General features: G+C 68.5%; 25 protein-coding genes. All 25 read right to left on the minus strand.

Going from position 1 to position 9,407, the window contains the following annotated elements:
• Position 1: 1 nt before the first annotated feature.
• The 25 genes from ACVCL9_RS16650 to ACVCL9_RS16770 all read right to left on the minus strand — a co-directional run bounded on the left by ACVCL9_RS16650 (position 2) and on the right by ACVCL9_RS16770 (position 9,404).
• Complete coding sequence (locus ACVCL9_RS16650; RefSeq protein ID WP_447097301.1) at positions 2 to 310, minus strand: VpaChn25_0724 family phage protein; 309 nt, start codon at positions 308 to 310, stop codon at positions 2 to 4.
• The gene (locus ACVCL9_RS16655; RefSeq protein ID WP_447097300.1) at positions 307 to 600 is read right to left on the minus strand and encodes a DUF2730 family protein; all 294 of its coding nucleotides are present in this window, start codon (positions 598 to 600) and stop codon (positions 307 to 309) included. Before ACVCL9_RS16655 ends, ACVCL9_RS16650 begins: the two co-directional genes overlap by 4 nt.
• On the minus strand, positions 597 to 839 hold the full coding sequence (locus ACVCL9_RS16660) for a TraR/DksA C4-type zinc finger protein (RefSeq protein WP_447097299.1): 243 nt from the start codon (positions 837 to 839) through the stop codon (positions 597 to 599). The genes ACVCL9_RS16655 and ACVCL9_RS16660 overlap by 4 nt, the downstream gene beginning before the upstream one ends.
• Positions 836 to 1,051 carry a hypothetical protein gene (locus ACVCL9_RS16665; protein ID WP_447097298.1) on the minus strand — a complete coding sequence of 72 codons (216 nt, stop codon included), beginning with the start codon at positions 1,049 to 1,051 and terminating at the stop codon, positions 836 to 838. Before ACVCL9_RS16665 ends, ACVCL9_RS16660 begins: the two co-directional genes overlap by 4 nt.
• Positions 1,048 to 1,254 carry a hypothetical protein gene (locus ACVCL9_RS16670; protein ID WP_447097297.1) on the minus strand — a complete coding sequence of 69 codons (207 nt, stop codon included), beginning with the start codon at positions 1,252 to 1,254 and terminating at the stop codon, positions 1,048 to 1,050. The genes ACVCL9_RS16665 and ACVCL9_RS16670 overlap by 4 nt, the downstream gene beginning before the upstream one ends.
• Before the next feature lie 7 nt (positions 1,255 to 1,261).
• Positions 1,262 to 1,705, minus strand: a complete 444-nt coding sequence (locus ACVCL9_RS16675) for a hypothetical protein (protein ID WP_447097296.1) — start codon at positions 1,703 to 1,705, stop codon at positions 1,262 to 1,264.
• On the minus strand, positions 1,702 to 2,454 hold the full coding sequence (locus ACVCL9_RS16680) for a transglycosylase SLT domain-containing protein (RefSeq protein WP_447097295.1): 753 nt from the start codon (positions 2,452 to 2,454) through the stop codon (positions 1,702 to 1,704). Before ACVCL9_RS16680 ends, ACVCL9_RS16675 begins: the two co-directional genes overlap by 4 nt.
• A complete protein-coding gene (locus ACVCL9_RS16685) occupies positions 2,451 to 2,645 on the minus strand; it encodes a hypothetical protein (RefSeq protein WP_447097294.1) in 195 nt (64 codons plus the stop codon). The genes ACVCL9_RS16680 and ACVCL9_RS16685 overlap by 4 nt, the downstream gene beginning before the upstream one ends.
• Entirely contained in the window at positions 2,642 to 2,968 is a 327-nt protein-coding gene (locus ACVCL9_RS16690; protein WP_447097293.1) for a hypothetical protein, read from the minus strand. The genes ACVCL9_RS16685 and ACVCL9_RS16690 overlap by 4 nt, the downstream gene beginning before the upstream one ends.
• 259 nt (positions 2,969 to 3,227) lie before the next feature.
• Positions 3,228 to 3,629: a Mor transcription activator family protein gene (locus ACVCL9_RS16695; protein WP_447097292.1), complete on the minus strand. Its 402-nt coding sequence runs from the start codon at positions 3,627 to 3,629 to the stop codon at positions 3,228 to 3,230.
• A complete protein-coding gene (locus tag ACVCL9_RS16700) occupies positions 3,626 to 4,213 on the minus strand; it encodes a hypothetical protein (RefSeq protein ID WP_447097291.1) in 588 nt (195 codons plus the stop codon). The genes ACVCL9_RS16695 and ACVCL9_RS16700 overlap by 4 nt, the downstream gene beginning before the upstream one ends.
• The gene (locus ACVCL9_RS16705) at positions 4,204 to 4,485 is read right to left on the minus strand and encodes a hypothetical protein (RefSeq protein ID WP_447097290.1); all 282 of its coding nucleotides are present in this window, start codon (positions 4,483 to 4,485) and stop codon (positions 4,204 to 4,206) included. The genes ACVCL9_RS16700 and ACVCL9_RS16705 overlap by 10 nt, the downstream gene beginning before the upstream one ends.
• On the minus strand, positions 4,485 to 4,727 hold the full coding sequence (locus ACVCL9_RS16710) for a hypothetical protein (RefSeq protein WP_447097289.1): 243 nt from the start codon (positions 4,725 to 4,727) through the stop codon (positions 4,485 to 4,487). The genes ACVCL9_RS16705 and ACVCL9_RS16710 overlap by 1 nt, the downstream gene beginning before the upstream one ends.
• A 1-nt stretch (position 4,728) precedes the next feature.
• Complete coding sequence (locus ACVCL9_RS16715; protein WP_447097288.1) at positions 4,729 to 5,187, minus strand: gp16 family protein; 459 nt, start codon at positions 5,185 to 5,187, stop codon at positions 4,729 to 4,731.
• Positions 5,188 to 5,385: 198 nt separating this feature from the next.
• Positions 5,386 to 5,778, minus strand: a complete 393-nt coding sequence (locus ACVCL9_RS16720) for a hypothetical protein (RefSeq protein ID WP_447097287.1) — start codon at positions 5,776 to 5,778, stop codon at positions 5,386 to 5,388.
• Positions 5,775 to 5,912, minus strand: coding sequence for a hypothetical protein (locus ACVCL9_RS16725; protein ID WP_447097286.1), 138 nt, complete (start codon positions 5,910 to 5,912; stop codon positions 5,775 to 5,777). Before ACVCL9_RS16725 ends, ACVCL9_RS16720 begins: the two co-directional genes overlap by 4 nt.
• A complete protein-coding gene (locus tag ACVCL9_RS16730) occupies positions 5,909 to 6,211 on the minus strand; it encodes a hypothetical protein (protein ID WP_447097285.1) in 303 nt (100 codons plus the stop codon). The genes ACVCL9_RS16725 and ACVCL9_RS16730 overlap by 4 nt, the downstream gene beginning before the upstream one ends.
• A complete protein-coding gene (locus tag ACVCL9_RS16735; protein WP_447097284.1) occupies positions 6,208 to 6,660 on the minus strand; it encodes a hypothetical protein in 453 nt (150 codons plus the stop codon). Before ACVCL9_RS16735 ends, ACVCL9_RS16730 begins: the two co-directional genes overlap by 4 nt.
• Before the next feature lies 1 nt (position 6,661).
• Entirely contained in the window at positions 6,662 to 7,276 is a 615-nt protein-coding gene (locus ACVCL9_RS16740; protein WP_447097283.1) for a DUF3164 family protein, read from the minus strand.
• Positions 7,269 to 7,445: a hypothetical protein gene (locus ACVCL9_RS16745; protein ID WP_447097282.1), complete on the minus strand. Its 177-nt coding sequence runs from the start codon at positions 7,443 to 7,445 to the stop codon at positions 7,269 to 7,271. The genes ACVCL9_RS16740 and ACVCL9_RS16745 overlap by 8 nt, the downstream gene beginning before the upstream one ends.
• Positions 7,442 to 8,137 carry a hypothetical protein gene (locus ACVCL9_RS16750; RefSeq protein ID WP_447097281.1) on the minus strand — a complete coding sequence of 232 codons (696 nt, stop codon included), beginning with the start codon at positions 8,135 to 8,137 and terminating at the stop codon, positions 7,442 to 7,444. Before ACVCL9_RS16750 ends, ACVCL9_RS16745 begins: the two co-directional genes overlap by 4 nt.
• Positions 8,134 to 8,289 (minus strand): hypothetical protein, encoded by a 156-nt coding sequence (locus tag ACVCL9_RS16755; RefSeq protein ID WP_447097280.1) that lies wholly within the window; start codon positions 8,287 to 8,289, stop codon positions 8,134 to 8,136. The genes ACVCL9_RS16750 and ACVCL9_RS16755 overlap by 4 nt, the downstream gene beginning before the upstream one ends.
• 3 nt (positions 8,290 to 8,292) lie before the next feature.
• A complete protein-coding gene (locus ACVCL9_RS16760; protein ID WP_447097279.1) occupies positions 8,293 to 8,712 on the minus strand; it encodes a hypothetical protein in 420 nt (139 codons plus the stop codon).
• A 3-nt stretch (positions 8,713 to 8,715) separates the two neighbouring features.
• Positions 8,716 to 9,036, minus strand: coding sequence for a hypothetical protein (locus ACVCL9_RS16765; RefSeq protein WP_447097278.1), 321 nt, complete (start codon positions 9,034 to 9,036; stop codon positions 8,716 to 8,718).
• Entirely contained in the window at positions 9,033 to 9,404 is a 372-nt protein-coding gene (locus tag ACVCL9_RS16770) for a hypothetical protein (protein ID WP_447097277.1), read from the minus strand. The genes ACVCL9_RS16765 and ACVCL9_RS16770 overlap by 4 nt, the downstream gene beginning before the upstream one ends.
• Between the last annotated feature and the right edge of the window lie 3 nt (positions 9,405 to 9,407).

The raw sequence follows: 9,407 nt of genomic DNA on the forward strand, positions 1-9,407 counted from the left end.
GTTACCGCGGCCCTGGGCGGCGCACGCCCGGCACGACTGCGACGCCGTTCACCACGTCGTCACCGCGCGAGGTGATGGTGGCGATCGCCAGGTCCGGCACTTCCGGCAGCGTTTCCAGGCGCACCAGCGACTGGTCGCGCAGCCAGTGCAGGTCGGTGGTCACGTCGTCGCGGCTGGCGGCGATCCCCAGGCTATACAAGCCGGCGTGCAGGTTGCTGCTGTTGGCGCGATAGCCGGGCTGCTCGCTGAGCAGGCGCAGCAACACCAGGCGGCGGTCTTCGCGCAGGCGGTCGGTGAAGGTCTTGCTCATCGGTCGTTCTCCAGCAAGTGCTCCTGAATTGTGCGCAGCATCTGGGTCATGGCCTGCGTTTGGCCGCTGATGGAGGCAATGGTCTCCACAACCTCGCTGATCCCGCTGCGCAACTCGGTGAGGTCGCGGTGCGTGGGTAGGTTGTCCACGCGTGATTCCAGCTTGATCAACCGGCCCCACATCTGCCGGCTGTCGGCGGTCTGGCCGCTGATGCGGATCCCGACCATGAACAGGCCGATCAGGTCGATCACCAGCAGGGCGATGATCACGGCGGCAACGGTCTCGTTCATCGGCGGAAGCCTTTCAAGCGGTGTTCGTGGTCCGTGGCGCAGCTGGCGCAACGGCTTGTCATGTGGTCCAGCGCGGCCAGCCGGGCCGGCTCGATGGGTTCGTCGCAATCGATGCACAGGCCGTCGATCGAGGCGTTGCGCGGTGCGTGCGAGTCGGCAATGCGTTGTAGTGTCTGCGCCGTAGCGCGGGCCCGGTCTTGCTCGTCGCTCTCCTGGGCGCGGTCGATGTCGTCGCTCAAGGCTTCACTCCTTTTGGTACGGGCGCGAAGCCGTGCGTCCACATCAACCGCTGCAAGGCGCTGGCGCAGGCGGCCTTGGTGTTGCCGTGCGCGATCGCCGCGCTGCGCTCAACGCCGGTGAGCCGCTTGGCGACACGCTCCTGCTCGGCGGCATCGCCCTGCCACTCGCGGATCAGCGCCTGCGCATCCTTGGTCCAGTCGAATAGGCTCATGGCTGCGGCCCCGCGCTGACCTTGGCCGCGGTGGCGCGGTCGGCGTTGGCCTGCTGCAGCACGCCGCGCCATTGTTCGATCGAGATCAGCGCATCGAGCATGCACACCGCTGGCGCGACGGCCCAGGTGCAATGCGCCGGCGGCGCCGGCGGTTCGGCCAGCGGCTTGGTCAGCGAGGCATCCAGCGGGCGGTATGCCGGCACGGGAACCTCAATGATTTGCGCCGGGCGGGGCGCCGGCCGCAGTGCCCCACAGCCGCTCAGCCACGGCAGGGCACACAGGCAGGCGAGCCAGATCGGCACATTCAGGCGTCGCATGGGCGGCTTTCCTCAGGTCGAGCTCACGCGCGGCGGTGGCCGCGCTCAGTTGTTTGCGCAAGGTGCCGGACTCGGCGATGGCCGCGTCGGCGTAGAAGTTGGCGACCTGTAGCGCGCGCTTCTGATCGGTCAGGGTCTGGCGCAGCTGCGCCAGTGTCTGGGCCAATGCGTCGCGCTCACCGATTGCCTGGTTGCGTTCGGTCGCTGCCGCGCGGATCTGCGTCTGCGCTGCCTTCTGGACTGCCGCGGCGCCGTCGTCATAGCCGCGGTGGTGTCCCGCCCACAGCAGGCCAAGCGCGATCGCGCCAACGGCGAGCAAGCCGGCCACGAGCTTCACGAGCACACCGCCTTGCCGGACCAGCCGGCGTCGAGGTACGCCGGCTCGAGCACCAGCAGGATGCGGCGCACATAGCCGCGGTTCTCGCGCCACGCGGCGACGCTGCGCGATCGCTGGGCACTGACGGCTCCGAACCAGGTGCCCGGATCCTCGCGCATGCGCTCGGCCAGTTGCATCTCCTGGCGCAGGCGCTTCTCCCCGCCGTTGTAGGCGCTCAGGCCAAAGGCCCAGCTATCGCAGGCGGTGGTGCCCGGGTTGCGCTCGACCAGCCAGGCGTCATAGATCGCCGCCGCCAGGGCGGCCTGCTGCGGATCCCAGGGATCGAACTGGCCCAGCCGGTCCGGGAACTTCTCGGCGATCCAGCGACCGGTCGCCGGCATGAATTGCGCCAGGCCCTCCGCGCCGACGCGGCTGCGCGCGCGGGGGTTCCAGCTCGACTCCTGGTGCAACTGCGCGGCCAGGCGCGCGGGCGATCCATCCACGCCCCATTCCTCGGCCACCGCCTGCTCCACATAGCGGCGATACATGGTGTTGACCTCCGGCAGCGCCACGCGCACCTGCGCCGGCGTTGCCGGCGCGCTGGCGGGCGTGGCGCGGGCCACGGTGGCCAGCACCGCCAAACCGATGCAGAGCATCAGGATGCCTTGGGGCATGCACCCGCGCGGCATCTCGAAACCGATCATGCGGCGCCCGGTGGCACCGGCCATCAGCGAGATGCCGATCAGAACCAGCAGCGCGCCGCCGATCATGGGCTGACCGCCACGACAACCCGCACGCCGATCGCGGCCAGGAAGAAACCCCAACCCAGCAGGATGAAAAGCAACGCACGGATGGCGCGGTACGGCGCCAGCGGGTTGGCCGCCTCGCTGGAGCGATGTGGAAACAAGCACCAACCGCGCACCCAGCAGATGATGGCCAGCAGAAGGCACACCGCGCTCATGGCATCAACCCCGCCGCGATGATCGCCGCGGCCATGAGCGTGGCGCGGCGCGTCTGCGCCATCGCCATCTCGATGCCTTCGAGCTCGCTGGGCCGGCCGTCCGGGCTGGCGGCCCGGTCGAAGCCGTAGCCCAGCACCGCGGCCAGGCTCAGCTTGCTGATGATCCACAGATAGCTGCCGACCTTGGCCGGGTTGAGCCAGGCGGCGATCGCGGCCAGCAGCAGCAGGGAAAGCAGCGCCCACAGGGCCATGCGCCCGAAGTCGTTCACCGCAGCCGCAAACGCCTGGTAAGCCGTGCTCAAACGGGATTTGCTGGTGCCCATGCGCCGCTCCTGAATAGGGTGCCGGCGGGGCTGCAGGGGATCAGCCCCACCGGCGTACAGCGCGCAAGGGGTTACGCGCTGTGGCGTCAGGATGTGAGAGGTGCGGCGGTGAGCGTGGACGAAGCGCTTCGCTCAAATAAAAGCCCCGCACAAGGGCGGGGCTGGGTGGTGGGGTTGTAGGTGGTCAGCTTACCGATGTCGTGCAGTGTTGCGCAATGCGTTCACCTGGAGGCGAAGCCTGCCAGATCGATCACGTTCTTCATGCGCTTTCCCCTTTCGTCACGCCGAACAGATCCGGCTGGATGCGCCGAATGTACACCGCGCGCTGCTCCGCCGCGATCTGCTCGATGCGGCGGTCGGTGAGGCCGTGGCGGCGCGCGAGCTCGTCCTTGTTGGTGCCCTTGTACTCCAGGTAGATCGCCCGATCGCGCAGCCATTCCTTGAGCCGGTCGCCGCGCGGCAGGTAGATCTGCCGCCCGCCCAGGTATTCGCCGATGGCCAGCGCCGCGTGCTGCGCCTCGGCGATCGCCTCGCTCTCGCTGCGGCCGCGGCGCTGGAACGAGGCGCGCAGCACGTCCACCAGCTCGGCCAGCATGCTCGGCCAGACGTCGCTGGGTGCGTCGATCGCCACGTCCTGCAGGGTTTCCAGCGGCGTGCTCATGCGGTGGCCCCGTACTTCGCGAATGCCTTCTCACGCTCGGCGTCCCACTCCGGCTCGGTCAGCCGGCCGTAGTCGCGCATCTGGTCCAGGTAGGCGAGCTGCTCGGCGAGCGGGTCGCGGGCGACGGTGGGCGGGCTGGGGCCCACCGCGCGCCGGCCGGAGCGGGCGGCGGTTTCGCGCGCCTGCTCGGCCGCGGCGCCGGCCTGGTCGGCGATGCCGTAGACGATGGCGCGCAGGTAGTGGTGGTTGGCCAGCGGCAGCGTGAGCCGTGCGCGTTGCTCGATCATCTGCTCGATGCCAGCGGCCCAATGGGCGGCGGTGGCCGGGCGGCGCACGCCGCCGCGCTCGTCGCGGCACACGGTGCCCTCGCGCACCAGGGCGTCCAGCGCGGCGACCAGCTTCACCGCCCTGGCCAGGCGCAGCTTCTGCTTCGGCGGCGTGAACAGGCCCAGGTACTCCACCGTCGCGCGGCCCAGCACCGGCTCCATGCCGGCCAGCAGCATGCCGAAGCGCTTGCCATCCGGCTCCAGGAACCCGGCCACCAGCGGGAACGATTCGTTGCAGCTGGGGCAGGTCACGTGCATGCGGGCGCCCTGCTCAGCTGCACGACGTTGCCGGCGACCGGCTGCGCTTCCGCGGGCGGCGACACGTCGCTGCTGCTGACGCACTCCACACCGGCGGCGGTCCTCACCAGGTAGTCGACGGTCAACGGCCGAAACGTGACGCCCACCACGGTGCCGCGGCGCCGCGAGGCCCCGTGGTAGATCCACACCGGCGCGCCAATGGCGAACCGCGACGGCAGATCGTTGGAGCGGTGGGCGAAGTCCTGGTGGCAATGCGGGCAAGTGACGTGCATCACAGCGGCAACACCTGCTGGCCAGCCGCTTCGAGCTCGGCGTGTGTGGGCACATCCGGTTCGGCGTCGGTGTGTTCCCAGCAGTGCTCCTCTGCCACGTCTTCGTCATCGAACGTCGCGTGGCATACCGAACATTGAAAAACCTCACTGATCGTCGGCGCGCAGCACTCCCTGGCCTCGATGTCATCTTCGTGGATGTCGCCACACTCGTCACAGCGGTATTTGGTGTGCATCGTTGCCATGTCATTCCCCCTTGGCTTTCCGTTCGCGCTTCTGCGCATAGCTCAGCGCCGCCACCAGCTTGTGCAGCTGGTCCGCGCGCAACCACTCCACCCGGTGCACCTTGAACATCCGCTTGGCGGTGCCGTGGGCGTAGTTCCAGCTCTTGTCCAGCTCGGCCAGGATCGCGCCGACCTTGCCCACCATGCCGGCGATCTCGTCGCGCACGTTCTGCGGTTCGGCGGGCAGGTGCACGGCGTTGCGCATCTGCTTCTGGCCCTCGCCGGCCAGGCGGCGCAGTTCGTCCAGCACCTTGCCGCGGCCGCGCTGGTCCAGGTCGGCCGAGCTGTTCACGCCGCCCACGCGCTGCAGCAGCGCCACGTACGTCTCGCGGTCCAGGCGCAGCTGCTTGCTGGCCATCACGTGGATCGCGGCCAGCTCGCGGTTGCGTTGCGCCTTGGGTTTACTGATTGACGTGGCCATGTTCCGGGTCCCGTGCTTGAAGTTGTTGTTGCCGATCGAGCGCCCAGCGGCGCCAGCGTTGTGCGGTCGGCCTACTCATGCCCCAGATGTCTTGGAGCTCTTGGGGAAGTGGCACCGGCCGGCCGCGCAGGATGCGCTCGGCAAGCCACCAGGCAATGTCCCGGCGGTCGATGTCGAAATACCTGGGGAGGCGAGGCATCAGGCGGCCGCTGGCTCGAACAGCTCGACCGCGCTGTTGTGCTTGTGCAGGTGGCGCAGCAGGGTACGCACCGACGACCAGTACGGCAGGTAGTAGGTGTGCGTGTGCTTTTCGCGCTGCGCGTCGCACCACCGCTTGCCCAGGAGCTTCACCTGCTTGGGCGTGTAGGGCTTCGGCCGGCGGATCACTGGCCGAAGGAAGCGTCGGCGTTCCTCGCAGTCCTCGGCCATCCACTTCCCTTTGAAGTGGCCGTCGACATACACCATGACGACCATGCGCATCTTGTCGCGCTGCACTTCCAGCGCGACAACGTACTGGTCGCACTGGAGCTTCGCCACCGCGCCCGGGAACACCAGCCGCCGTTCCAGCTCCATTTGCTCGCCGCGGGTCATGGCGCGTCTCCACCCGCCAGCGCAACCCACAGCGTCACGCACGGCACCAGGTTGATGCACCAGCGGCGGTGGACCGGCGAGTAGTGCGCGCCGATCCAGAGGCTGCCTGGGCGGAACAGGAGGCCGGCTTTCATGGTTTGCGCCCCTTGGCCGCGGTCTCCAGCAACTCATCAGATTGCCAGCCGCCGCGCCGCCAGTAGCCCAACTCGCGTGCGACATCGTCTTGAAAATGGACGGTCACTTCATGCGGATTTTCGGCGCACCAATAGACATTCAACACCTTCCGCAGGTCGCCGTCGCCGTTGTCGATCTCCATGTCGATGGTGGGGACAAAGGGCATTTCGCCGTGCTTGAACCAGTTGATCCCGTCGATGCCCTCCGGTGCGGGCACATCGGTCGGCCACGGTGTTTCCATCTCATAGCGGACCTTCACGCCGACACCTGCTGCGCTGCTGGCACGGGTGCGGGCGCCATGATCGGGCGGTACGCGTAGACGTGCATCCGCAGCTCAAGCTCGGCGCCGCTGATCATCCACACGTGGTAGCCGCACGGCGTCGTGCCGCGCCACGCCATGAATGTGTGCGGGATGCCGTCGTCGGGCGAGTACGCGGAAACCAGCACGTCGACCAGCGGCGCCGGTTCGGCATCGGTGATCGGCTTCCAGTCGCCGGCGGCGAAGTCCTCCGCGTGCAGCCACTCGCGCTTGCCGTCCGGGTGGTGCAGGCACCAGGTGGTGTCGTCGCCCAGCGTGGTGGCCAGCGTGGCGAGGCTGGCGACGATCTCGGCGCGCTGCGCCGGGTCGAACGTCAGCACGTTGCGCCAACTGCCGCTGGTGTTGACCTGCAGCATGCAGGTGGTGCGTTGTCCAAGGATCTCGGCCACGTCACACCCCCGCAAGGTCCAGGCTGAGCGCCTGGTAGCTGCCGTTGGCCTGGCGACGGTAGAAGCGCACGTAGCTGCTGGTGCCCACGACTTGCACGGCGTCGCCGATGGCGTCCATCGCCCGCTGCCAGCGCTCGTCGTCGATGGCCAGGCGCTTGAGCGCCAGCACGTTGCCGGTGCGGATGTTGCCGGCCTGGTCGACGCGGAACGCGTCCTGCACCAGCAGCGCGATCTCCGGCCGGGCGTCGGCGGTCCATTCGGTGAGGCACTCGTCGATCAGTTGCTTGGCGGCCTGCAGGCGCTCGTCGAACACGATGCGCTCGGCGATCGCGCGCTGGATGCGCAGCTCGCCGTCGAAGCTGAGCAGCGATACGTTGCCCTTGGTGCCGCCCAGGTTCACGCCGTACTCCTCGGCGCTCAGATCCACGAACGCCTCGACGTCGGCGAACGCGGCCCGCTTGAACTCGCGCATGGCCTGGTTCAGCGCCTCGGCCTTGGCGTACAGCTCATGCACCAGGTCATCGCGGGTGCGGTCGATCGGCTTGATCTGCGACTCGGGCACCAGGCGCCCCTTGGCGTCGCGGCGGTGACCGGCAGGGATGGTGGTGTCATTCATCGTGCGTGTCCTTGGAATCGAGCGCCGCGGCGTGCGCGGCTAGGTGGATGTGGTGCGTGGTGTCGCGGTGGCGTTCGCCCAGCCACGGCGGCAGCTCGTCCTCGTCGTCGAGCGGCCGGCGCTGCGCGTTCGCCAGGCAGGGCGGGAGCGTGCTGTCGCGGGCGGTCATGTCGCAGTGGCCTTGAAGGCATCGCGGGCGGCACGCGCGGCGTGCACGCTTGCCTGCAGCCAGGTGTAGACATCGGCGTCGACCTTGGACAGCACGTAGGTCTCGCGCGCTGCCTCGGCCATCTGCACGGCGTAGTCGAGCGCGTCGGCCTGCTCGCTCGTCGCGGGCGGGCGCGGCGACTTGGGCGTGGCGGGCGCCGCGGGCGGTGCGGGCGGTTGGGGCTGCGCCGGTGGCGGTGCGGCGGGTGCGGACGTGGTGACATTGCGCACGTTCACGGCGACCGATACGCCGCCGCGGTCGGCGAGGCTATAGGCGAATTTGCGTCCTGTCCGCGAGGCGGTGAACTCACCGGCGCGCGCGCGCTGCGATAGCATGGACTGCACGCTGCTCTCGTTCGCATCTGGCAGCGCCGCGCAAACCTGCGCGGTGGTCAGTGGCTCCGAAGCGCTGCGCAGCAACTCGCGGATGCGCCCGATCAGCTTGGCGCGCGGCGGGGCGGTACTGGCCCAGGAATACGCCAGCCGGCCATCCTCCACCGAAGTCACCACCTCGCCGCGATCCTTGAGCTGGCGGCACGCCGCGCCGACCACGTTGCGTTCGGCGGTATCGGGCAGCTGCTCCATCAGATCGTCCAGGGTCAGCGGCGCGCCGGAGTCCTTGAGCGCTGTGCGGATAGCGTCGACGAGGCTCATTGCTGTTCTCCGCTTTGGCGCGGTTGATTGCCGACCACCTTCACCTTGGTGATCCGCATGCCGTGCTTTTTCAGCACGATCTCCCGGGCGTCCTTCGCGGTCTTGGCCTCGATATGGAACACGGCCTTGTCGGTGTGTACGGCGAATTTCATGGCTCAGCCCTCCATGACCAGGTGATTGATATCGACGCCACCGGTGCGGCCCTCGATCTTCACGACCACGGCGCCGTGGCCCAGCGTCCAGGCTTCGGAGCGAGTCTTCGTCTTGAGGTGTTCGCTGTCCCCAGCGACCGGGTAGTAGCGGCATGGCGTGCCGACCGGATACTGGGCGGTGAATGCATCGGCAGTCAGGTCGGGTTCGATCGCTGCGACGCGATAGTGGACGGTGAAGACGGTCGTCGCATCGGCGTCCCTCGTGAACGCCACCTTGGACCCCACCTTTAGCCGCTTGGGGTGCAGCACTGTGGCGCCGCACCAGAAGGTCGCCTGGAACGGCAGGCAATCCACCACGACGCCGTTGTTGTCGAGCTGCCAGGTGAGGAAGTCCTGGCCGTGATCCTCGAAAGTGATGCGCATGGCTCAGCCCTCCCGCTGCAGCAGCACGTGCGCTTCGCGCTCGATCCACTGCACCTGGCAGCCCAGCACCGGCGCGACGCGGACAACCTCGCGGTACCGCCCGTTCACGCGGGTGATGTGCATGGAGCCTTTCAGCCATTCGCCCGGCTGGTCGATCTCGATCACGACATGGTCGGGGCGGATGGTGACCTGCTGCACGGTGCAGCCGTGCAGGTGCAGGTAGCGGATGGCCTTGGCGGCCTTGTCCACCGCGCGCATGGCCGCGACGGACTGGGTGCGCAAACGCAGTTGGATGGACTCTCGAATGTCGTTCAAAACGCTCATGAGGCTTGCTCCAGGGGCAGCCCCAGCTGCCCGCGCAGGTCCGGCAGGGCGACGCGCTTCATCGCGCACACCTGGCGGAGGGATGTCATGGCCCGGTCGTGCAGGAAACTGCACGTCCGGTCGAGCTCGGTGTCGCTGGCAGCGAGGTAGTAGCCGTGGGCCGGGTTGGCGCAGATGCGGTGGCCGGCCGTGCGCAGCGCCTCGATCACGGTGCGCAGGCGGCGTAGGTCGGCGGCACTGCGCCGGCCGGTGATCGCCAGCACCAGCTGCTCGGCGGTGGCGCCGGAGGCTTCGCCGACACAGTTCTGCAGAGCGGCCAGAACGGTGTCGGGCGTCAGATCGTTGCTGCGGAACAGTTCGGCTTGCATGGC

The organism is Rhodanobacter sp. UC4438_H5, assembly GCF_052978405.1.

What these genes read in the sequence shown, in the direction of transcription:
- ACVCL9_RS16655 (WP_447097300.1), bottom strand. Translation starts at nt 600, where the DNA reads ATGAACGAGACCGTTGCCGCCGTGATCATCGCCCTGCTGGTGATCGAC.
- ACVCL9_RS16695 (WP_447097292.1), bottom strand. Translation starts at nt 3,629, where the DNA reads ATGAGCACGCCGCTGGAAACCCTGCAGGACGTGGCGATCGACGCACCC.
- ACVCL9_RS16665 (WP_447097298.1), bottom strand. Translation starts at nt 1,051, where the DNA reads ATGAGCCTATTCGACTGGACCAAGGATGCGCAGGCGCTGATCCGCGAG.
- ACVCL9_RS16750 (WP_447097281.1), bottom strand. Translation starts at nt 8,137, where the DNA reads ATGAGCCTCGTCGACGCTATCCGCACAGCGCTCAAGGACTCCGGCGCG.
- ACVCL9_RS16760 (WP_447097279.1), bottom strand. Translation starts at nt 8,712, where the DNA reads ATGCGCATCACTTTCGAGGATCACGGCCAGGACTTCCTCACCTGGCAG.
- ACVCL9_RS16685 (WP_447097294.1), bottom strand. Translation starts at nt 2,645, where the DNA reads ATGAGCGCGGTGTGCCTTCTGCTGGCCATCATCTGCTGGGTGCGCGGT.
- ACVCL9_RS16700 (WP_447097291.1), bottom strand. Translation starts at nt 4,213, where the DNA reads ATGCACGTGACCTGCCCCAGCTGCAACGAATCGTTCCCGCTGGTGGCC.
- ACVCL9_RS16745 (WP_447097282.1), bottom strand. Translation starts at nt 7,445, where the DNA reads ATGACCGCCCGCGACAGCACGCTCCCGCCCTGCCTGGCGAACGCGCAG.
- ACVCL9_RS16705 (WP_447097290.1), bottom strand. Translation starts at nt 4,485, where the DNA reads ATGCACGTCACTTGCCCGCATTGCCACCAGGACTTCGCCCACCGCTCC.
- ACVCL9_RS16690 (WP_447097293.1), bottom strand. Translation starts at nt 2,968, where the DNA reads ATGGGCACCAGCAAATCCCGTTTGAGCACGGCTTACCAGGCGTTTGCG.
- ACVCL9_RS16740 (WP_447097283.1), bottom strand. Translation starts at nt 7,276, where the DNA reads ATGAATGACACCACCATCCCTGCCGGTCACCGCCGCGACGCCAAGGGG.
- ACVCL9_RS16715 (WP_447097288.1), bottom strand. Translation starts at nt 5,187, where the DNA reads ATGGCCACGTCAATCAGTAAACCCAAGGCGCAACGCAACCGCGAGCTG.
- ACVCL9_RS16720 (WP_447097287.1), bottom strand. Translation starts at nt 5,778, where the DNA reads ATGACCCGCGGCGAGCAAATGGAGCTGGAACGGCGGCTGGTGTTCCCG.
- ACVCL9_RS16765 (WP_447097278.1), bottom strand. Translation starts at nt 9,036, where the DNA reads ATGAGCGTTTTGAACGACATTCGAGAGTCCATCCAACTGCGTTTGCGC.
- ACVCL9_RS16770 (WP_447097277.1), bottom strand. Translation starts at nt 9,404, where the DNA reads ATGCAAGCCGAACTGTTCCGCAGCAACGATCTGACGCCCGACACCGTT.
- ACVCL9_RS16650 (WP_447097301.1), bottom strand. Translation starts at nt 310, where the DNA reads ATGAGCAAGACCTTCACCGACCGCCTGCGCGAAGACCGCCGCCTGGTG.
- ACVCL9_RS16725 (WP_447097286.1), bottom strand. Translation starts at nt 5,912, where the DNA reads ATGAAAGCCGGCCTCCTGTTCCGCCCAGGCAGCCTCTGGATCGGCGCG.
- ACVCL9_RS16755 (WP_447097280.1), bottom strand. Translation starts at nt 8,289, where the DNA reads ATGAAATTCGCCGTACACACCGACAAGGCCGTGTTCCATATCGAGGCC.
- ACVCL9_RS16680 (WP_447097295.1), bottom strand. Translation starts at nt 2,454, where the DNA reads ATGATCGGCGGCGCGCTGCTGGTTCTGATCGGCATCTCGCTGATGGCC.
- ACVCL9_RS16710 (WP_447097289.1), bottom strand. Translation starts at nt 4,727, where the DNA reads ATGGCAACGATGCACACCAAATACCGCTGTGACGAGTGTGGCGACATC.